We start from the raw sequence: 20268 nt of genomic DNA on the forward strand, positions 1-20268 counted from the left end.
TCCTTAACGGTCGACACGCCAACGCCATGGGAGTTAGTGTGACGGAACGCACCCACACGGAACGGCGAGCCGGCGACTGGCGCCTTTCCGGGCCCTGGGTGGTCTTGGTGCCGTCCCCAGGTTGCCGACTTCGACGAAGAGGAGCAGGCATGGCCGAGCGGTCCTTTGCCACCGAGGTCCTCAAGCTTCGGCACGGTGCCGGGACGACCTTCACGGGCGAGGGCATTCTCGCCGTCACGAAGGCTTTGCTGCAGTCCGGCGTGGCCTATGTCGGCGGTTACCAGGGAGCCCCGATCTCACACCTGGTGGATGTGCTCTCCGACGCCCGTGAAGTCCTCGACGAACTAGGCATCTACTTCGAGGCCAGTGCGTCCGAGGCCACCGCGGCGGCGATGCTCGCCGCGTCGGTGCATTACCCGCTTCGCGGCGCGGTCACCTTCAAGTCCACGGTCGGCCTGAACGTCGCCTCGGACGCACTCGCGAACCTGGCCAGCGGCGGTGTCACCGGCGGTGCGCTGGTGATCCTCGGGGAGGACTACGGCGAAGGTTCCAGCATCATGCAGGAACGTTCGCATGCCTTCGCGATGAAGTCGCAGATGTGGCTGCTGGATCCCAGGCCGGACGTCGCCGCGATCGTCGACGCGGTGGAGGCCGGATTCGAGCTGTCCGAGGCCAGCAACACGCCGGTGCTGCTGGAGTTGCGGTTGCGGTCCTGTCACCTGCACGGCAGCTTCACCGCCAAGGACAACGTGCGGCCACCCATGACGGTCGGGGACGCGGTCGAGAATCCCCGGCGCGACCTGAGCCGGATCGTGCTGCCACCGGCGAGTTTCCTGCACGAGCGGGAAAAGGTCACCGAGCGGTGGCCGGCCGCCGTGCGGTTCATCCGGGAGCGCCGCCTCAACGAGGTCTTCGGCGCGGGCGCCGCGGACGTCGGCATCATCGTCCAAGGTGGCCTCTACAACACCCTCAACCGGGCGCTGGAGTTGCTCGGTTGCTCCGACGCTTTCGGCCGTACGCGAATCCCGCTCTACGTCATGAACGTGACCTATCCCGTGGTGGACGCCGAGATTCTCGAGTTCTGCGCGGACAAGCGTGCGGTGCTGATGGTCGAGGAAGGCCAGCCGGACTACCTCGAGCAGAACCTGAACGCGATCCTGCGGCGTGCCGGCGCGAGCGCGGCGTTGCACGGCAAGGACTTGCTGCCGGTCGCGGGGGAGTACACCGCGGCCGCGGTGACGCGCGGTCTGAGGACGTTCCTGGACAAATACCTGCCCGACGCGATCGACGGTGAGCCCACACTGCTGCTGCCCGCGGAGGACCCGCGAAGCCCGTTCGCGAAGCGGGTTGAACCCAACACCGTGCATGCCCGTCCGCCGGGGCTGTGCACCGGCTGCCCGGAACGCCCGATCTTCAGTGCCTTGAAGCTCGCCGAGCGGGAGACCGGCGAACACCACGTCAGCGCGGACATCGGATGCCACCTGTTCTCGATCAACGAGCCGTTCAACCTTGGTGCCACCACCATGGGCTATGGGCTCGGCTCCGCCGGCGCGTCCGCGCTGAACTCGACGAACGCGGGCCGCCGGCCGATCGCGATCATGGGTGACGGTGGCTTCTGGCACAATGGTTTGACCAGCGGCGTCGGCAACGCGGTCTTCAACAAGAACGATCAGCTGCTCGTCGTCGTGGACAATGCCTACAGCGCGGCCACCGGTGGGCAGGATGTGCTCTCCTCCCAGGCCGACAATCCCCACCGCTCGACCAAGCATCCGATCGAGCAGGCTGCCCGCGGCGTCGGCGTCAAGTGGACCAAGACGGTCACCAACACCTACCAGGTGGGCGAGCTGCGCGACCTGTTCATCGACGCGCTGACCAGTACGGAGCCGGGACCGAAAGTCGTGGTCGCGCAGAGCGAATGCCAGCTCAACCGGCAGCGCCGGGTCCGGCCGCAGACGAACCAGGCCATCAAGGACGGGAAACGCGTTGTCCGCCAACGGTTTGGTGTCGACGCCGAAACCTGCACCGGCGATCACGCCTGTATCCGGGTGTCCGGCTGCCCGTCGCTGACCATCAAGTCCAATCCGGACCCGATGCGGACCCATCCGGTCGCCACCGTGCTCGATAGCTGTGTCGGCTGTGGTGTCTGCGGCGAGAACGCCCATGCGGCGTCGTTGTGCCCCTCGTTCTACCGCACCGATGTCGTCTACAACGAGACCTGGTGGGATCGCACGCTGGCGAAGTTCCGTTCCTGGTGGATCTCCCTGCTGTCGAGGCCGGTCGAGCGTCGTGCGGCGAAGTTCGAGGCCGCCTGATGTCCAGTTGGCTTTCCGGGCAGCGTCCCATCACGATCGCGGTCCTCGCCATGGGCGGGGAGGGCGGTGGTGTGCTCGCCGACTGGATCGTCGCCATGGGCGAGGCCGCGGGCTACACCGCGCAGAACACCTCCGTGGCCGGTGTCGCCCAACGCACCGGAGCGACGGTCTACTACGTCGAACTGTTCCCGCCGCTGGACGGTGAGATTCCGCAAGGTGGCCGCGGCAAGCCCGTGCTCAGCGTCTTTCCGACCCCGGGGGAGGTGGACATCGTCATCGCTTCCGAGTTGATGGAAGCGGGGCGTGCGATCGAACGCGGCTTCTGCACTCCCGACCGCACGACACTCATCTCCTCGACCAACCGCGTGTACGCCATCACCGAACGGATCGCGCTCGGCGATGGGCGGGTCGACGACGACCTGCTTCTCGAGGCCGCGCACAAGGGCTCGAAGCGCTTCGTCGGTGCCGACTTCGGGAAACTGGCCCAGCAGGCCGGCAGCGTGATCAGCGCATCGCTGTTCGGCGGATTGGCCGGCTCCGGCAGCTTGCCGTTCACCCGTGTTCAGTTCGAGGCGGCCGTGCGCGAGTCCGGCAAGAGCGTGGAATCATCACTTGAGGCTTTCTCACTCGGCTATGCCGCGGCCCAGCAGCCGGCACCCCGGCCCCGGCCCAAGAGCGAGCCCGTTCCGGTGACCATCGGCATGGGGCCGCCCCGGGACCCGGCCGAGGAAGCGGAGGCCGCCGAGGAAGCGCGGCGGCGTGAGGTCGCCGCGACCGATCCCGGAAAGCTCGTCGGGCCAGGACTGCAGCCGCAGGCCGCTCGCGTCGCCGAGTTCCCGGAGAAGGCGCGATCGATGCTGCTGCACGGCTGTGTGCGCACCGCCGTCTACCAGAACCCCGCCTACACGGACCGATATCTCGACCGCGTCGCGCGCCTCTCGGCCGTGGACCAGGAGAATGGCGAGCTGACCACGCTGGCTGCCCGGCACGTGGCGCTGTGGATGTGTTATCAGGACACCATCCATGTCGCGCTGCAGAAGATCCGGCGCCGTCGGCTCGACGGCATCCGCCAAGAGGTGAACGCGAAGCCGGATCAGCTCATCCAGGTCCGCGAGTACTTGCACCCCCAACTGGAGGAGATCACTGACACACTGCCCACCCGCGTCGGCCGCCGGTTGGCGGCCTCGAAGCTGTTCGGCAGGATCATCGCAAGGCTCACGCGCCACGGCATGATCGTCAATACCACCTCGATCATCGGCTTCACCATGTTGTGGGTCATGGCCCGCGTTCGGCCGCTGCGACCGTGGTCGCTGAGGTTCGGCCGGGAGCAGGCGGCCATCGACGCCTGGCTGGATCTCGCGGTGGAAACCGCGCGCGCCGATTACCGGCTCGCGTGCGAAATCCTCGAATGCCAGGCCGTGCTGAAGGGATACGGCCAGACCCATGCCCACGGCAAGCAGAGCTTCGCGGCGTTGCTGGACGCCACGGAGAAACTGTCCGGACGCGGGGACGCGGCACAGACCCTGGCGCGGTTGCGGTCGGCGGCATTGGCCGACGAGGACGGCATCGCACTGGAGCGCGCCCTTGCCGAACTCGACTCAGCGGTATCTGCCAAAACAGCCTGAACCGCGCCGCAAACCCCCACACAAAGGAGCGCCATGGCCGGCCTGAGCACACTCGCCACCCAACTGCTCGACGGATCGGTCGAGGTCATCGACCTCACCGCGCCGCTGAACCCGGGAACACCGATTCTCGCGCTCCCGCCGGAATTCGGGCAGACCGCCACGTTCGAGCTGGAGGAGATCAGCCGCTACGACGACCGCGGTCCCGCCTGGTACTGGAACAACTTCCGCACCGGCGAGCACACCGGCACGCACTTCGACGCGCCGAATCACTGGGTCACCGGTAAGGACCTCGACGACGTCTCGCAGGTGCCACCCGGCCGGCTCGTCGGGCCCGCGGTCGTCATCGACAAGACCGCCGAGGTCGCGGAGAATCCCGACTACCTGCTGAGTGTGGCGGACATCCAGAAGTGGGAGGCCGGCCACGGCCCGCTCCCGGGCGGAGCGTGGCTGATCTACCGCACCGGCTGGTCGGCCCGGGGCGGTGACCCGGCCGCGTTCGCCAATGCGGACGACCAGGGCTCGCACACGCCGGGTCTCACCCCCGACGCCGCTCGTCACCTGGCGGCCACGGAGATCCTCGGGATCGGGGTGGAGACCGTCGGGACCGACGCCGGCCAGGCGCCCGGATTCGATCCGCCCTTTCCGTGCCATTCGATGTTCCTGGGCGCCAACAAATACGGGCTCACCCAACTGAGCAATGTGGACAAGCTCCCCGTTACCGGTGCGATCGTCATCGCCGCCCCGCTGCCGATCGTCAGTGGCTCCGGAAGCCCCTGCCGCGTGCTGGCCCTGGTGGACCGCACGACGTAATCACCTGCGGCCGCTACTCGGCGAGGTCACACGTTGGTGTTGACCGCGAGCCTGATCGCTTCGGCCCGGGAAGTGCGGAGGATGTCGAGAACCTCGCTTTGCCGTTCCGGGTCGCCGTCGCGGCGTTTGAGAAAGGCCAGTTCGATCACGCTGTCCTGATAGGTGGCCACCGCCTTGGCCGCGCGGCGACCCGATTGCCGGCGGGCTCGGCGGCGCCATGCCCGGCGTCCGCTCAGGCTGGACAGCAGTTGGGCTTCCGAATGCGCGATCCACCGCTCTGCGATCATCTCCGGCAGTGCGGCCTGGAGGATGCGTTGCTCCCGCCGGCGTTCCAGCAGGATGAGCATGGCCACCGCGATGAACATCGGGACCATGATCAGAAAGTAGACGTTGAGAAACGTCTTGGCGCCGCCGAGCGTGGCCGCGGCGTTCCACAACGCGTGCAGCAGGACGGCCATGAGGTAACCGCCGAGGGGAGCGAGAATCCGGGTGGCGCGGCTGGCGGTTTTCGCGGCGATGCCGAGCGCGCCGCCGGTCAGCACCGCGAAGAGCGGATGCATGAACGGTGTCAGCGCCCCGCGCAGGAAGAATGCGGTGATCAGGCCACCGCTGGTGCCGGTGCCGAAGCCGTTTTCGGCGAAGGCGCGGCCGAAGTAGAAGATGTTCTCGGCGAAGGCGAACCCGGCCGCAGCGATCCCGGCGTAGACGATCCCGTCGATGATCCCGTTGAACTCGTCACGCCGGAGCAGGAGCACCGCGAGCACGAATGCCGCTTTTGCCAACTCCTGGACGACCGGGGCGGTAACGAGTGTGCTGACCTTGCTGCCGTCACCGACGCCCGGCAGGAGACCACCTACGGTCTCGGGGGTGCTGCTGGTGAGCAGGGCGGTGATCGCCGCGATACAGGCACCCCAGGCGAAGGCGAGCAGCAACAGTTTTACCGGTTCGGGCTCCCAACGGTCGATCCAGAGAAAGACCGCCACGACGACCGTGACCGGCACCAATGCGGCGGCCACGCCGATCATGACCGCCGGCAGCCCGAGGCGGACGCCGGCCAGCGCAAGCAGGGTCAGCCCGCAGACCGCGACCAGGGTGAGGCCGAGTACGGGCAGGAGCACGGTGATCCGCCGTGGCACGCGAGCGTTTTCCGTGACAACGCGCGTTGCATGGTGATGACGCGACGGCTCAAGGCCGGCATCCGGGGGCACCGGATCTCGCTCGGGAAGCGTTACCCCGAGCAGCCCGGCAAGCACGCGGCGAGCCACCGAATGTCCGCGAGTCACCGGAGGCCGAGGCTGAAGCGTGGGGCCGGATTCCATACCGAACAGGCTCTCGAGGACACGGCGGGACGTGGGGTCACCGTTCATGGGAGACCTCCGTGTCGGCCCTCGGCGAGCGTCGCTCGTCGAGCCGGTCCGACGCACTCAGCCCGGTCGGGGCCAGCCGTTGCACGGACCCGTCTGGAGCACCCCGGATCGCGGCGGCGACCTGTGGAATGGTTCCGAGTTGCGCCAGCATGGACGGAGCCGCGAAGCCAAGGGCCACCGCCACATACGGCCCGTTGATCCCTCCGCCGGCGCCGAACAGGACCGCGGATCCGGCGCCGAGAACGGTTCGGAACACCGCCATCCAGGCATGCACCGGCACGTCGAGGTAGGATCTCAATTTCGGCGGGCTCCCCTTCACCTTTCCGGTCGATGTCCTCCGGGCGGACTGCCACACGGCAAGCCATTTGAAGATCGCGAGGATCTCGACCAGCGCCCCTCCTCCCGCACCGAGTAACGCGAACTGCCACCAGTGCACGCCCAGGCCCTCCCAATCCTGATGAAACTCGGTGAGACCCATCATCCCGTGACTGGCGGGGTCAACACAACGAAACACCCGAATTCGGCCCCGACGATCAAGCAGGATTGACGTGGTCGGCCGCGTGCCGCGGCTTGCCGATCTCGGACTACGAGCCGAAATCGACTTCACGGTCCGTCGGTGGTCTGAATGGGAAAAATCGTTGGCCAGATCGGGCCGTGCTACCGCAGCATGAACGGACGGGCTATCGGAAGGGGAGGCCGATGGAGGACGGCGGCGCGGCGGAAGAATCCCTCAGACCATCGCGGCGCAGGGCCGCGGTCCTGTTGGCCTTGCGTCACTACGGGCGGGTGCTGGCCCGGCGCCGGAGGGTCGCGGTGCCGGGATTGTTTTTGCCCGCCTTGGGAAATATCTGCATCTCCTATCTCGCACCACTGTTCGTGGCGGCACTCGCCGGGCGGCTCAGTGCCGGTGAGCGGCTGGGACTGGCGAGCTTGCTGCCCCTCGTGCTCGGGTTCGCCGCCATGCTCGCCCTCGGCGAGCTGTTGTGGCGGGCCGGTATCCACTGCCTGAACCGCACGGACGGCTTCGGGATCGAAGACCTGTACGTGATCGGAATGGACGAACTGCTGGCCAAGGACGCGGCGTTCTTCCATGACAATTTCGCCGGCTCCCTGACCAAGCGCGTGCTCAGCTTCGCTTCGCGCTTCGAGGAGTTCGTCGACACCTTGGCGTTCTCGGTGATCGCCAACCTCGTGCCGCTCGCGTTCGCATCGGTGGTGCTGTGGCGTTACGACCCGGTGCTCGTGGCCGTGCTGGTCGGGCTGCTTCTCGTGACGGGGCTGGCCACCGCACCGCTGGTGCGGCGCCGGCAGGCACTCGTGGATCAACGTGAGGCCGCGATCGCCCGCGTGTCGGGTCACGTCGCCGACACGCTGGCCAACATGGAGGCGGTGCAGGCGTTCGCCGCGGAGAAGCGGGAAGCTGCCGAGCATCGTAAACGAGTCGGCGAGCAGCGCAGGCTCTCCATCCTGTCCTGGGACTACGCCAACATGCGCATCGACACGCTGGTCGCGCCGATGTCGGTGCTGACCAACGCGCTCGGCGTGCTGCTCGCCGCCGGCCTCGCGGGTGGACGGCTGGGGGTCTCGGCGATCGTGGTGGCCTTCACCTACTACTCCAGCGCGACGCGGCTGATGTTCGATTTCAACCAGATCTATCGCCGGATGGAGAGTTCGCTGACCGAGGCCGCCCAGTTCACCGAGTTGCTGCTCACTCCGCCGACCGTGCTCGACCCGGTCGCGCCCGAGGCGCTCCGCTCGTCCGGCGCGGAGATCCGCTTCGAGCGGGTGAGCTATGCGCATGCCGGGGCTTCCGAGTTGTTCACGGACCTGGACCTGCGCATCCCCAGCGGAACCAAGATCGGCCTGGTGGGACGCTCCGGCGGTGGCAAGACCACGCTGACCCGGTTGCTGCTGCGGCTGATGGACGTCGACGCGGGCCGCATTCTCGTCGGCGGCCAGGACATCTCCCGGCTCCGTCAGGCGGATCTGCGCAGCCTGATGGCCTACGTGCCACAGGACCCGGCGATGTTCCACCGGAGCCTGCGCGACAACATCGCGTTCGCCCGGCCCGAGGCCAGTGACGCGGAGATCCGGCAGGCCGCGCTGGCCGCGCACGTCACCGAGTTCGCCGAGGCGCTGCCCCACGGGTTCGACACCCTCGTCGGGGAACGCGGGGTCAAGCTCTCCGGCGGTCAGCGGCAGCGCGTGGCACTTGCCCGGGCCATCCTTCGTGACGCGCCCATCCTGCTTCTCGACGAGGCGACCAGCGCGCTGGACTCGGAAAGCGAGTCCTTGGTGCAGGAAGCCCTGTGGCGGTTGATGGAGGGGCGAACCGCCGTGGTGGTGGCCCACCGGCTGAGCACGGTGGCGAGAATGGACCAGCTGGTCGTGCTCGACCGCGGCCGGATCATCGAGCAGGGCACCCACGCGGAACTGCTTGCCCGGCAAGGAAACTACGCCCAGCTCTGGCAGCACCAGTCGGGCGGGTTCCTGCACGAGGAGATCCAGGACTACGAGGCTCAGACCGAACCGGCCTGAGTCTCATGTCTGCGACGTACCATCGCGACCTGACGACGGTGGCGGACCGAGCGTGAGCAGGGATGCACGTGCCGAACTTTCGCTGGTACTTCGGCGGCCAGTCGGTCAGCCTGGAGATCCTGCTGCCATCGGTAGCCCAGCTGTCACTACGGTGTGTCGCCCAGGCTGGCCGGTCCACTGTCGACCACGATCAACTTTTGGACTGACCAGCCGTGAGAGTAGGCATCCAGGTCAGCGGTATGCCACGCCTCGCCCGGCCTCGCTCGATGGAATCTGAACGTCCCGTTTGTGGTGTTCGTGCCGATGATGCACCGCACCGGCACAGGTTCGTCCAGCTCGTTCACGAGCCGGACCACCTCCAGCCCGAAGCTCAGCCCGTGCCGGAGCAACAGCGCCTGGTCTTCTTCGGAGATCACTGGCTCTTCGTCCGCCGTTGATCCGACCTCGACCGGCACCACGTCTTCAAGATGGAAACTGCTGACGAAGCACTCCCAGCCGGTTAGGTCCGGAAATCTCCCCGGTGGCTCACCGGCCCAACCTGAGTATCCGGCGAACAGCAGGACATCGCCACGCCGAACGACACCCTCACGAAGGATCTCACGCAACATCGGCGCAAGCTCGCCCGGTGGAATCATGGCACCTGCCACGCTCGGCCCAAGCGCTCTGGCCGCGACGTCATTCATCCGCACAGTCAGCACGGAACAGAGCGTCTCACCCCCGAGCAAGCTATTTTCGCTGTGGATCTCCTTGTACCGCACCGGCGGGGATCTCGGCAGCGGGGGAGGCGATGATGGGCCTCCGGGTAGGAGGCCGCGGGCGACGAGTTGGACGAGCAAGGCGCCGGTCAGGAACCAGTACCCGCCGTGGAAGCCGGCCAGCGTGTCGCCCGCAATCGTCTGGACGAGTGCGGCGATGGCGACGCCGATCGAACCGCCGAACAGTTCTTCGCGCTACTCAGTGGTCCGATGGAAAACGAGCACGCCTCGGCGCCCGCCGGGTACCGGTCTTCATTCCTTCAAACGTCGACGCCCCTGTGATGGGTCATTGGACTCGATCTGCCTGAGCTGGGCAGCGATCGCCGCTATTTCCTCGGTTGTTTCGTAGCCTGGATGGTGAATCCACCAGCCCGGGCCCCAGCGCAGCACCCTGCCGTACAGGGTCAGGATGAGTCCCTCCTCGAAGTCCTTCGCCGGAACTCGGATATCGCGAACCAAGGGGTCAGCCTCGGTCATGCTGTCGAACATGCCTTTTCCGGGCATGTACCGCTGCGTGGCCTCGTTCCAACAGTCGACGAACACCCAGCCTGTGGCGTCAGCTGGGACGTAGCACAACACTCGCTGACCAACGATCAGGCTCGGCGGGCCAAAGACGGTCTCGACCTCGCTGCGGTGGATGTCGCGATCCGCCACCCAGTCACGCAGCTTTGTCAATGGTGCCCATTCGGCTGAATCAAGCACGCGGTCCACCGTGAGGTAGCCCAGCCGGTGAAACTGCTCGGCGAACACCGAGGCGACCTCCTCTCTGCACTGCCGCTCGCGCCCGAAGATCGCCGAAAACGGCCCCTGCACCCCGGACTGACCGAAGCGCCGCACCGTCCTCATAATCTGTTCGAGGTCGTCCTCCCTTTCGTCGAGGAAGCACAGGTCGTAGAGTCGGGCTCTCGCCATTAATTCCATTCCCCGACCGTCGTGTGCACACATCCCAGGACGGGTGAACATCATTGGCAGTTCTTTCAGCCACCGCTGCCTGAATTCTTCCACTGTGCGCATTCGGACATAATACCCGCGATTCATCACTCGGTGGACCGGGCTCCGGGGTCAATTGCCGCCGGATTGCCGGGAATGCCAGGCGTCCAGCGCTTGCTGTTGGCGATTTGCTTGCCGCGTTGACGGCCGATGCAGTGATCCACGAGCGTCGAGACCAGGTCGCCAACCGGTTACGCGAGGGATCTCCCATCGTTCGAAGCCGACCGATACAAGCGGCATAACCAGGCCGAGTTGGGATTCGACCACCGCAACCGGTACCGGGCGATCGCCAGGCTCGGAACGGCGGTTCTGGGGTGCCGCCGCCTTGCTGATCGTCCTTTGTGGAACCGTCGGTTTTTCCGACGGTGGGTTTGAAGATGGGTTGCGGCCGGGTGGTGTGGGTGCGCCCGGTCGGGGTCGTTACCGTCAATTCGCTCGTTGCCTCGTCGAGGCGGAAGCCCCAGCCGGAGACGTCCTTCAAGCGATGGTGATTCCGGCAAAGACAGGTGAGATTCGCTTTGGACGTGTGGCCGTTCTTGCCGCGGCGGTAGTCCCGGTGATGGTCCACATCCGACCGTTGTGCGGGTCGTCGGCAACCCGCCACTCTACATTCTCGATCCCGCACGCGGACGAGTTCGTCGAGGGCGGCGGGTGGCCGGTAGCGGGTGTGGCCGACGTCGAGGACTGCGCCGGAGGTGGGGTCGCAGGTGACTTTGCGCCACACGCTGTTTTCGTCTGCCATGATCTGGCGGGCGATCTCACCGGGAATGGGCCCGTGACCGGCGAGTTCACATCCGGTGTCGGTGATGCCCAGCGCCGCGTCGATCGGGACGTGAACGTAGACTTGGGCGAGCACACCGGGCAGTCCTTCGTGTTTACCCAGCGCAAGGTCGGCTAGCACGTCGGCGCGGAGTTGATCGAGTGTGCGGTCCTCGTCCTTGGCCTTCAGCTTGCGGGCTATGGCATCCACCCGCGCGTAGATGGCGCTGGCGATCTCGGCGGGCAGGTAGGCCCAGAGGGAAGCCATTCCCTCCTCGGCATTCATTAACTCGACCCGGCGATCCTTACGACGCTTCTTCGCCCGCTGTGCATAGCCGTCGGGATCAATCGCGCAAACGGCATCGCGCGCGATCCTCCGCACCCTCTCAGAGTCCTTGCCCGCCAGGCGTCCAGCGATTTTCTCGTCCACCTCACGAGCCTGGTCATCCGACAGGGCGGCGGTCACGTCGCAGATTTTGCCTGCGGTGCGCAGGTCGACTTCGCCGTCCTCCATGGCGGCCAGCAAACGGGGAAGCCGGGTGGTCAACGTTTCTGCCACGTCGACCAGACCAGCGGCGGCCTGTCGGCTGACCGACAGTTCGAGGGAGACTTCATCGGCCACCCATCTCGTATGGCCACGGATCTTGCATAGTCGAGCAATGGCGTGTACCTGGATGGCTTGGGACCGGCATATCGCTTCCCGTGCCACGGTCATGGTCTCGACCGCGGCGTGGTCGGACATGCGAGCGATGTCGTCACCGCACAGCGAAAACAGGTCGTACATCACGAGATTTTCCTTCGCTCGAAGACGGCGGAGTACCTCAATTTTATCGATCAGACGGTCGATGGTCCATCGAACATGACCGGAAAACCCTCACCGGACTGGGTACGAATACCTGCAGTGGCCACAAAAGCCATCCACGCTCATCCACACTCCCGCACCCGAGGCCGCGCGAGAACTTGGTAGACCGGAAATGGGACGATCCTTCACGTGGTCCGAGTATCGCGTAGGACTATTTTTCTCCGGATAGCTCGTCTGTGCCAATACCGGCGACGAGGCCTTCGCTCACTTGAACGCCAGCAAGTATCAGGTGTTCCCGAGTTGGGCGAGGCAGTGCTTCGTCCAGCGGGTATGACGGTCACGCAGATCGGTTGCGGTCAGGTCGGTGCGGCCGAGGGGGTGATAGTTGGGCAGCCAGGTTTCCACCACGTGGTGGGAGTTGGTAAGAGCGAACAGATCCCACAGATGGACGTCGGGTACCGGCTGCCCGGCCGCGTGCTCGTATGCGGACAGGAAGGTCCCGGCGGCATCGTGGTCGTGCAGCAGCACGAGGTCCAAACGGCACCAACTCACGTCGAAGCCACGCGGTGCGAGCGCCGCCCCCGCCCAGTCGATCACGCTGGTGATGGTCGTGCCCTGCCACAAGACATTGCCCGTCCAGTAGTCGTAGTGAGTCAGCACGGATGGTTGCTGAGCGAGGCGATGTTCGTAGGGAAGCAAGGCCGGGGCGGTCGGCGCGGTCGACCGTGCGGGGGTTGCCGCCTTGATCGCCGCCTGCACGCCGTCCCGGAACGAGCCCAATCGGTCCAGCGGCGTCGCATGCACCCGGGCCAGAGTCTGGGCCAGTTTGGTTGCCCCGCGACCCGGGTCAGCCGGGGTGATGTCCGGGCGGCCAGGCATCCGAGTGATGAGTGTGGCGGGATGACCAGCGTGCTCTCCGGATGGGTCCACGGCGATCAGGCGTGGTGCCCAGCCGCTGAGACCGTCCAGGGTGGTCAGGACAGCGGCTTCGTTGCCAGCGGCGGTGTCACCGGCCGGGAAACACCGCAACACCGCGTCACAACTCGGGCTCGCAGTAAGCAGCAAGTAGGTCTTGGCATGAGTGCCACCGGCCAAGGGGCGCACCAACTCGACTGTGGCATGCGGGCCCACCGCTCGAGCCGCCCACGCCAGCGCAGCCGGCGACACCGCGTCAATCATTGGGACATTCTGCACGACGAGCGCGGATCGAACCACCGAGTTCTGGCCATTCCGCACCATGCGCACGCAGACGACCATGTGCCGTCTCCTGTACCAGGAGACCACGGTTAATGTCCTTTTCGGTCGCCGTTCGGCTGGGACGAGATGAACGACCGGCCCAAACCACCACACGAGGAGATCGAGGACCACCTACGCCGCGACAAGGACGATGTCGAGTAGATCCCGGCTGCCAACCTTCTGGGCAGCCGATTCTGGTGGGCACGAACGCAGAAGCGCTCGCGCCCACTGGAATCATCAGCAGGATGCCCCGAAACCCGCCCTCGTCCTCCGGGACCAACACGTGGTGATGAGATGTGCGGCGTGCACTGTCACCTGTGCGCCGTGCTGGGCTGCCTTGTGATCCGGGGAATCGAACCCCGTGCGCTGCCCTCCGCGCGCCAGGAGAGCCGGGTTGACGCCGCTGCGCGGATTCAACGATCAGGCATTACCAGGGCTGACGGTGGCCGTGGCATGGGGCGAGCGCACGTCGTCGTCGAACATGTCACGCTGACGGATCGCGAGCGCGCACACGGCGCTGATCACTGCGGTGATGGCGAGGTAAGCCACGACGCCGGTCGTGCCGGCTTTGCCTGCCAGGAAGGCCAGGATCAGCGGGGTGAGCCCCGATGCCACGATGCCGGATAACTGGTACACGACAGAGATTCCGGTGCAGCGCCGGGAAACCGGGAACAGTTCCGCGTAGAACGCCGCCTGGGGGCCGTACATCACCGGGTAGCTGATGCCCAGCACGGCAACGAGCGAAAGGGTGATCAGGACGGTGTTGCCCGTGGAAACCGCGGCCAGCGTGGGTATCGCGAGCACCATCGTCGTCAGCGCGCCGACGACGAATATCCGTCGGCGGCCGACGCGATCGGACAGCCGGCCGAAGACCGGGATGAAGAACACCATGACCGCCGCCGCGATCATCACCGCCACCAGCAGCGGCTGTTTGTCGAGATGCACGGTGCCGGTTCCGTAGGAGATCACGAAAACGGCCCAGGTGTTGTAGGCCACACCTTCGGTGAACCTGCTGCCCATGCCGAGCAGGACGTGCCGCAGGGAAGTCCGGTCCCGGACCAGTTCGAGGGCCGGTACGGTGGAGGCGCCCTCCTGCTGTTCCATCGCCCGGAAGGCGGGAGTTTCCATGATCTTGACTCGCACCAGGAGGCCCACGACCACGAGTACCGCGGAGAGCAGGAAAGCGATCCGCCAGCCCCACGCGAGGAACGCCGCCTCGCTGGTGATGGCGTCGAGTCCGGCCAGCACCCCGGTGCCGAGCATCAACCCGATCGCGAGCCCGATCTGCGGGAAACTCCCGTAAAGTCCTCGTTTCCCAGGCGGCGCGTACTCGGTCGCCATGAGCACGGCCCCGCCCCATTCACCACCGACCGCGACGCCCTGGGCGAGCCTGAGCAGGACCAGCAGGATCGGGGCGGCCGAGCCGATCGTGCCGTAGCTGGGCAGCACCCCGATCAGGCAGGTCGCGACGCCCATGATGAGCATGGTTGCCACGAGGATCTTCTTACGGCCGAACTTGTCGCCGAGGTGGCCGAAGATGAGCCCGCCGACCGGACGGGCGACGAAGCCCAGCGCGAAAGTAGCGAATGACAAAAGGGTGCCGACAAACGGATCAGAACCGGGAAAGTAGAGCTTGTTGAACACGATGCCCGCGGCCGTGCCGTAGAGGAAGAAGTCGTACCACTCCACGGTCGTGCCGATGACGCTCGACGCCACGACGAGGCGTACGTCGCTGCTTCCGGCGGAATCGCCGCCGGTTTTCGTGCGAGTTGGCTTCATTGAAAGCTCCGTTGCTTTCAGAGGGATCGGCGGAAGATGTTTTCGAGAGCGGTTCGATCGACGGGGCGCGGCACGACGGAGAGCTGGCGGGTCTGTTTGAGGGTGCCGTCGACGAGCGTGTCGATGTCGGACTCGTCGTAGCCGAAGGCGTGCAGTCCCCTCGGCATCTGAATGTCGGCCATCAGTTCGGTGAGGACGCCAGGCAGGGCATCGGCACCGTCGGTCGCGGTGAAGGTCTGTCCACCGGACAGCAGGGTCGCGGCTCGCAGATGGCGTTCGGGGGAGGCGGGGTAGGTCCAGCGGAACACCTCGGCGGCGGTGGCGGACACCGCCTGGCCGTGCGGCACCATGGGCATCTCGGGGTAATCAGCGGCCTGGTACTGCTTGACGGCGCCGGCAATGGGGTAGGCGTTGGCGTGGGGCAGGTGGGTGCCGGCGTTGCCGAATCCGGTGCCCGCGTAGGTGGACGCCAGCGCCATCTGGGTGCGCGCCTGCATGTCGCGTCCATTGAGGACGGCGGCCCGCAGATGCTTTCCGACCAGGGACATCGCCATCTCGCACCACACATCACTGATCGGGTTCGAGCCGCAGAATGCCGGCCGTCGCATGGGGTCTTCCGGTGCCGGCTTCGCGTCGAAGGCCACACAGGTGTAGCTCTCCAAGGCGTGCGAGAGCACGTCCATGCCGCTGGCGGCGGTCACCGCCGGGGGAAGGGTGACAGTGGTCCTGGGGTCGACCACGGCCAGCGACGGCCGTAGCCGAGGGTGGCTCACCCCGGCCTTGAGATGGAGGTCGAGCAGGTCGACCACGCAGATGGTGGTGGACTCCGAACCGGTTCCGGCGGTCGTCGGCACCGCGATCAGCGGTTTCAGCGGCAACCACGGCGCCTTGCCCGCGCCGATCGGCGGCGTCACGAAGTCCAGCAGTTCGCCGGGGTGGGTGGTGAGGAGGTTGACGGCTTTCGCGGTGTCCATCGCGGAGCCACCACCGATCGCCACGAAGCAATCCCATTCCTGTTGCCTCGCGTAGGCGACGGCCTCATTGATGCTTACGTCGGTGGGCTCGACTCCGACCGCGTCGAAGATTTCGCTTTTCACACCGGCGGCGCGGATCGAGTCGAGCACGCGATCGGGAATCCCGGTCTGACGTACGCCGGGGTCGGTGAGGATCAGGCACGACTTCGCCTGGCGGGCCGCGACTTCGGCCCCGACCTCGTCGAGGGCGCCGATACCGAACTTCAACGGCGGCGCGGCCCAGGTGAACACACTCTCGTTGCGGTGCAGCTCGGACAGGGGGACCACTCCTAACGTCGACATTGACAACATGTGGAGCTTGTATCCACTATGTGGTCGCTACACCCTAGCTGTGGATACAGTCGCTGTGAACCCCCGAAGTTGACTGGAGATGCCCATGCCGTCATCCGTTCGTCCGCGATCCGCGCTGCAGGAGGCGCTCGGGGCCGCAGTTTCCTGTGAAGTGGCAGGCGACCCCACGACGCTCGCGACGCATTCCACTGACGCGTCCAACTACCGGCATGTCCCGCTGCTGGTGGTGCGGCCGGAATCGGCGGAGGACGTGACGGCCGTATTGCGCGTATGCGCCGAGCATGGCGCTCCAGTCCTGCCCCGTGGCGCCGCGACAAGCATCGGCGGCCAGGCCACCAACGAAGCGGTGATCCTGGATTTCACCCGTCATCTCAACCGCGTCCTGGAGATCGATACCGACGCGCGGACCGCTCGCGTCGAACCGGGCCTCGTACTCGACCGGCTGCGTGAGCAGGTCGCCGCGTACGGCTTGACCTTCGGCCCGGATCCCTCCACACACAGCCGATGCACTATCGGTGGCATGATAGGCAACAATGCGTGCGGTTCCCACTCGGTGGCGTGGGGAAAGACCGTCGACAACGTGCGCGCATTGGAGATCGCGCTCCGTGACGGCACCCGGCTCGAGGTCGGGCCGACCTCGCCGGATGAGCTGGAGTCGTTGTGCGCCCGCGAGGATTCGGTCGGGCGGCTCTACCGGTCGCTGCGCGCACTGCGGGACGAGTACTTGTCCGATATCCGCCTCGGTTTTCCGAAGTTGCCGCGGCGTGTGTCAGGGTACAACCTCGAATATCTGTTGCCGGAGAACGGCTTCGACGTCGCCAAGGCGCTGGTCGGCACCGAGGGGACCTGCGTGACGATTCTGAGTGCGGTGGTGGACCTGGTGCCATCGCCCGTATCGCGGGCCCTCGTGGTGCTGGGCTTCGGTAGTGGCATCGACGCCGCCGACGCGGTACCCGCGCTGCTCGACTTGCCTGTGCTGACCATGGAAGGCATCGAGATGGGGCTCGTCCAAGCGCTCGACGCGCGGAAACCCGGCGAGGAGAGCAAGCTTCCGGAGGGCAACGCCTGGCTCTACCTGGAAACCGGCGGTGAGTCCGCGGCCGAGGCGGTGGAGAACGCCCGGCGGGTGGCCGAGCGCGCGGATCAGGTCGGCGCCAGCGTGCTCCTGGTGGAAGACCCGGTGGCGCAACGGAAACTCTGGCGGATCCGGGAGGAGGGCGCCGGGTTGGCCACCCGGCTCGCGGACGGTTCCGAGGCCTGGTCCGGCTGGGAAGATGCGGCGGTTCCACCGGAGCGTCTCGGGCAATATCTGCGCGCGTTCGACCTGCTGATGGACAAACACGGCCGCAAGGGCGTGGTGTATGGCCATTTCGGCGACGGCTGCCTGCACGTGCGCATCGACTTTCCGCTTGCCGCACCGGATGCGAAGCAGGCCTACCGTGCTTTCCTCACCGACGCGGCGAACCTGGTCGTCGCCCACGGCGGCTCGCTGTCCGGCGAGCACGGCGATGGTCAGGCTCGCGCGGAGCTGTTGCCACTGATGTTCCCGCCCCGGCTGATGACCGCCTTCGCGGAGTTCAAGGCCGCCTTCGACCCGGGCAACGCGATGAACCCCGGCCGGGTCGTCGACCCCGCTCCGCTGGACGCCGATCTGCGCACCGTCATCGCGCCGCCGGTTCTGCCGACGCGGTCGCGCCTCGCGCTGCACGCCGACGGCGGAGATCTCGCGGCCGCGTCACGCCGTTGCGTGGGCGTCGGCAAATGTGTGTCCACTGTGTCCGTCTCGGGTGGCATGATGTGTCCGAGCTACCGCGCGACCGGCAAGGAGGAGCACTCCACCCGTGGCCGGGCGCGGCTGTTGTTCGAGATGCTGGCCGGCGATGTGATCACCGACGGCTGGCGGTCCACCGAGGTTCGCGACGCCCTCGATCTTTGCCTGGGCTGTAAGGCCTGCAAGTCGGACTGCCCGGTGGGCGTCGACATGGCCTCGTATCGTACGGAGTTCCTCAGCCGGCACTATGATCGCCGCCTCCGCCCCATGGCGCACTACACGATGGGTGCACTTCCGCGCTGGCTCCGTCTCGGGGCACCCATGGCGAAGGCGTTCAACGCAGTGGCAGCGAGCCCGCTGAGCCGCGTCATCAAACGGCTCGGCGGTATCGCCGCCGAACGTGACTTGCCGGTCCTGGCGTCACCGACCTTCCGTTCGTGGTTCACCAAACGCGAAGCTCCACAAGGGAGCGGGGGACGGACGCCGATCGTGCTGTGGCCGGACACGTTCACCAACTACCTCGACCCTCAGGTCGGCCGCGACGCGGTCGCCGTGCTGGAGGCTCTCGGCTACGAGGTGCACATCCCCGCCCGGAACGTCTGTTGTGGACTGACCTGGCACAGCACCGGACAGCTCGGCGCGGCTCGTCGTGTGCTGCGCCGGAGCCTGGACGTGCTGCAGCCGTGGCTGGAGCGTGGCGTGCCGGTGGTCGGGCTCGAGCCGAGCTGTACGGCATTGCTGCGTAAGGACGGCGCCGAAGTGCTTCCGGACGATCCGCGGGTGCGGATGCTCGGCGAGTCCGTCCGCACCTTCGCCGAACAGATCGGCGAGGCGGGGCTGCCGGAGGTCTCGTCGACCGAGGATCGGGTCATCACACAGGTGCACTGCCATCAGCACGCGGACCTCGGCTATGACGCCGACACGCGGCTGCTCGACAGCGTGGCCGGTGAGGTGCAGGTGCTGCGTGAGGGCTGCTGCGGCTTGGCCGGGAACTTCGGGTTCGAGCGCGGGCACTACCAGGTGTCCGTCGAGGTCGCCGAGCACCAGTTGCTACCGGCGCTGCGTGCGGCCCGCCCCGGGACCGTGGTCCACGCCGACGGCTTCAGCTGCCGCACGCAGATCCGGCAGCTGTCCGAGCACGAGCCCGCGCATCTCGCTTCACTCACCGCGCGGGCTCTGGGCTGTGTTTCATAATCGCGCCATCGTATTTGCGCTGCCAGGCCGTGGCCGACGTGAGTCTCCAACGTGTGCCCTTCGGCGGCCTGCCATCGCAAATCCGAGGCCTCCGGCGGGGCGCGCGACGGGTCGTCTCAAGCAGATCACCCACCTTTGAAACACGCGCTAGGCCTCAGCGCTGAGTGAGCCGATCCGGCGGCAGGAACTGCGCGACCTCCCGAGCTGCCGCGACGGCCCGCGCCCCCAGTTCGGGGATGCGGTCGTCGGGCAGCCGGACGGTCGGCACCTGGATCACGACCGCGGCTCGCGCAAGGCCTTGGTCGTCCAGCACGCCCGCGCCCACGCACCGCACTCCGGCGACGTTCTCCTCGTCGTCGACGCTGTACCCGCGATCGCGGGTCTCCGTGAGCGCCAGCGCCAGGTCGTCCCGGGTCGCGAGCGTGTTCGTGGTCAGCGGGGGTAGCTGCTCGGGCAGGCTCGCCAGGTACGCCTCGACATCGAGCGAGTAGGCCAGGATCGCCTTACCCGAGGCGGTGGCGTACAGCGGGAACCTGGCGCCGGGATGCTGTTCAAACCGCAGCGGCAGGGTGGACTGGGCGCGCAGCAGCACCACGGACTCGCTGTTGTCGCGAATGGTGATGTTGACCGACTCGCCGGTTTCCGCCTTGACTCCTTCGATGATCGGCAGCGCTCGCTCGAGCCCGTGGACCCGTTGCGCGGCCTGGCCGAGCAGGATCGCGCCGGCGCCAAGGTGATAGCAATCCGTGTGCGGGTTGTGGGTCACGAATCCGTCGACGCTGAGCGCGCCCACGACGCGGTGCGTGGTCCCTGGTGTGAGGCCGAGCCGCCGGGCGATGGCGGACAGCGAGAGTTCACCGCCCTCGTCTCTGAGCAGCCGCAGAACTGAGAGCGCGCGTCGGATGGCTTGTGTGCCAGCTGGTGGCTGTGTGTGGTTCACTGGCTTCCGTTGTCGTCGCGGGTGTCCCGGTCCGGTCAGATTAGCGCGAGGTCCGGACCGTGCTC

The 20268-nt window shown here is 66.7% G+C and carries 14 protein-coding genes; 5 read left to right on the top strand and 9 right to left on the bottom strand.

Annotation, left to right across the window (positions count from 1 at the left end; genetic code table 11):
* Positions 1–149 precede the first annotated feature (149 nt).
* Genes A3CU_RS0124630 through A3CU_RS0124640 form a run of 3 tightly spaced genes read left to right on the top strand, consistent with a single transcriptional unit; the run spans position 150 to position 4747 of the window.
* Positions 150–2312, top strand: coding sequence for a thiamine pyrophosphate-dependent enzyme (locus tag A3CU_RS0124630; RefSeq protein WP_027944556.1), 2163 nt, complete (start codon positions 150–152; stop codon positions 2310–2312).
* On the top strand, positions 2312–3937 hold the full coding sequence (locus A3CU_RS0124635) for an indolepyruvate oxidoreductase subunit beta family protein (RefSeq protein WP_043842406.1): 1626 nt from the start codon (positions 2312–2314) through the stop codon (positions 3935–3937). The genes A3CU_RS0124630 and A3CU_RS0124635 overlap by 1 nt, the downstream gene beginning before the upstream one ends.
* Positions 3938–3970: 33 nt before the next feature.
* Positions 3971–4747 carry a cyclase family protein gene (locus tag A3CU_RS0124640; RefSeq protein ID WP_027944558.1) on the top strand — a complete coding sequence of 259 codons (777 nt, stop codon included), beginning with the start codon at positions 3971–3973 and terminating at the stop codon, positions 4745–4747.
* Between the two features lie 26 nt (positions 4748–4773).
* Here the strand turns inward: A3CU_RS0124640 and A3CU_RS0124645 are convergent, their stop codons facing one another.
* Both A3CU_RS0124645 and A3CU_RS0124650 read right to left on the bottom strand, forming a co-directional pair.
* On the bottom strand, positions 4774–5865 hold the full coding sequence (locus A3CU_RS0124645; protein WP_027944559.1) for a PrsW family intramembrane metalloprotease: 1092 nt from the start codon (positions 5863–5865) through the stop codon (positions 4774–4776).
* Between the two features lie 238 nt (positions 5866–6103).
* Positions 6104–6595 (bottom strand): hypothetical protein, encoded by a 492-nt coding sequence (locus A3CU_RS0124650; RefSeq protein WP_027944560.1) that lies wholly within the window; start codon positions 6593–6595, stop codon positions 6104–6106.
* Positions 6596–6813: 218 nt separating this feature from the next.
* On the opposite strand from A3CU_RS0124650, the gene A3CU_RS46445 reads away from it, so the two are divergent.
* On the top strand, positions 6814–8652 hold the full coding sequence (locus A3CU_RS46445; RefSeq protein WP_052372096.1) for an ABC transporter ATP-binding protein: 1839 nt from the start codon (positions 6814–6816) through the stop codon (positions 8650–8652).
* 146 nt (positions 8653–8798) lie between these two features.
* Here the strand turns inward: A3CU_RS46445 and A3CU_RS0124660 are convergent, their stop codons facing one another.
* From A3CU_RS0124660 to A3CU_RS0124685, 6 genes are all read right to left on the bottom strand, one after another.
* Positions 8799–9350: a hypothetical protein gene (locus A3CU_RS0124660; protein WP_245617311.1), complete on the bottom strand. Its 552-nt coding sequence runs from the start codon at positions 9348–9350 to the stop codon at positions 8799–8801.
* Positions 9351–9659: 309 nt separating this feature from the next.
* Positions 9660–10157, bottom strand: a complete 498-nt coding sequence (locus A3CU_RS0124665; RefSeq protein WP_084143688.1) for a hypothetical protein — start codon at positions 10155–10157, stop codon at positions 9660–9662.
* Positions 10102–11940, bottom strand: a complete 1839-nt coding sequence (locus tag A3CU_RS51370) for an HNH endonuclease signature motif containing protein (protein ID WP_245617315.1) — start codon at positions 11938–11940, stop codon at positions 10102–10104. Before A3CU_RS51370 ends, A3CU_RS0124665 begins: the two co-directional genes overlap by 56 nt.
* Before the next feature lie 303 nt (positions 11941–12243).
* Positions 12244–13137, bottom strand: coding sequence for a phosphotransferase family protein (locus A3CU_RS0124675; protein ID WP_043842435.1), 894 nt, complete (start codon positions 13135–13137; stop codon positions 12244–12246).
* Positions 13138–13614: 477 nt separating this feature from the next.
* Positions 13615–14973, bottom strand: coding sequence for an MFS transporter (locus A3CU_RS0124680; protein ID WP_027944565.1), 1359 nt, complete (start codon positions 14971–14973; stop codon positions 13615–13617).
* A 17-nt stretch (positions 14974–14990) separates the two neighbouring features.
* Positions 14991–16289, bottom strand: a complete 1299-nt coding sequence (locus A3CU_RS0124685) for a hydroxyacid-oxoacid transhydrogenase (RefSeq protein ID WP_043842410.1) — start codon at positions 16287–16289, stop codon at positions 14991–14993.
* Between the two features lie 94 nt (positions 16290–16383).
* Here A3CU_RS0124685 and A3CU_RS0124690 point away from each other — a divergent pair, with 94 nt between their 5' ends.
* Positions 16384–19263: an FAD-binding and (Fe-S)-binding domain-containing protein gene (locus A3CU_RS0124690; protein ID WP_027944567.1), complete on the top strand. Its 2880-nt coding sequence runs from the start codon at positions 16384–16386 to the stop codon at positions 19261–19263.
* A 154-nt stretch (positions 19264–19417) separates the two neighbouring features.
* Here A3CU_RS0124690 and A3CU_RS0124695 read toward each other — a convergent pair whose 3' ends face one another.
* Entirely contained in the window at positions 19418–20203 is a 786-nt protein-coding gene (locus A3CU_RS0124695) for an IclR family transcriptional regulator (RefSeq protein WP_027944568.1), read from the bottom strand.
* Positions 20204–20268: the final 65 nt, after the last annotated feature.

It is taken from the genome of Amycolatopsis taiwanensis DSM 45107 (assembly GCF_000519205.1).
Lineage (GTDB): Bacteria > Actinomycetota > Actinomycetes > Mycobacteriales > Pseudonocardiaceae > Amycolatopsis_E > Amycolatopsis_E taiwanensis.